This window comes from Streptomyces sp. NPDC031274 (assembly GCF_055570235.1).
In genome coordinates this window covers 1-1011 of the sequence record NZ_JBVIHP010000517.1, presented here as the reverse complement: position 1 = coordinate 1011, position 1011 = coordinate 1, and the positions used below count along the sequence as shown (strand labels likewise).

Here is a 1011-nt window from a genome sequence, read left to right as displayed (position 1 = left end):
CCGCCGGATCGAGCGGGCCAAGGCGCTGCTGCGGCGCGGCGACCTGTCGGTGACGGAGGTCTGCATGGAGGTCGGCTGTACGTCACTGGGGTCCTTCAGCTCGCGGTTCACCGAGCTGGTCGGCGAGAGCCCGAGCGCGTACCGGGCCCGTGACCACGGCGACAGCGCCGTCATCCCGGCCTGCATCGCCAAGATCCGCACCCGTCCGATCAGGAACGGAGAAGCGAAACCCGGCGCCGGTACGTAGCGTCATACGCATGGAAATCAACCTTGCAAGCTGCTTCATCGCCGTCGACGACCACGACAAGGCGCTCGCCTTCTACCGCGACGCGCTCGGTCTCGAAGTGCGCAATGACGTCGGTTTCGAGGGGATGCGCTGGGTGACCCTCGGCTCGCCGACGCAGCCGGACGTCGAGATCGTCATCGAGCCGCCGCTCGCGGACCCGAACGCCTCCGACGCCGACCGGCAGGCCGTGGCCGAGCTGATGGCCAAGGGCCTGCTGCGCGGCGTCATCTTCCGGACCGATGATGTCGACGCCGCCTTCGAGCGGATCCGCGCCGCGGGCGGCGAGGTGCTGCAGGAGCCGATGGACCAGCCGTACGGCGTCCGCGACTGCGCCTTCCGCGACCCGGCCGGGAACATGCTGCGGTTCAACCAGCCGCGCAAGAAGTAGCGGCCTGCGGCTACACCACCCACGCCCCGTCCCGCATGAGGACCCTGCCGCTCAGCTCGTGCTCGCCGCGCCAGGCCCGCACCGTTCGCGGCGTCACGCGCAGATACAGGAAGGGGCCCTCCTCCTTGCGCGGGTCCCAGCCGAATTTGTCGGCGAAACCGTCCGCGGCGTCCTGCGGGACGTCACGGGCCAAGAAGCACTCCGCCTCGCCCTGCACGAGCACCACGTCGGAGGTGTCCGGCAGCGCCAGGCGCACCCGTGGCTCCTTGCGCGCGTTGCGGGCCGTCGCCGAGGTCTCGCCGGTGCACATCCACAGCGCCCGGCCGTCCCACCTGAA

The 1011-nt window shown here is 70.5% G+C and carries 3 protein-coding genes; 2 read left to right on the top strand and 1 reads right to left on the bottom strand.

Annotated features, from left to right (window positions below; genetic code table 11):
• Positions 1-247: helix-turn-helix transcriptional regulator (locus ACZ5CR_RS47625; RefSeq protein ID WP_468870330.1), on the top strand; the 247-nt coding region annotated here is incomplete at its 5' end.
• 10 nt (positions 248-257) lie between these two features.
• The gene (locus tag ACZ5CR_RS47620) at positions 258-674 is read left to right on the top strand and encodes a VOC family protein (protein WP_468870329.1); all 417 of its coding nucleotides are present in this window, start codon (positions 258-260) and stop codon (positions 672-674) included.
• 10 nt (positions 675-684) lie between these two features.
• Here ACZ5CR_RS47620 and ACZ5CR_RS47615 read toward each other — a convergent pair.
• Positions 685-1011: pyridoxamine 5'-phosphate oxidase family protein (locus ACZ5CR_RS47615; RefSeq protein WP_468870327.1), on the bottom strand; the 327-nt coding region annotated here is incomplete at its 5' end.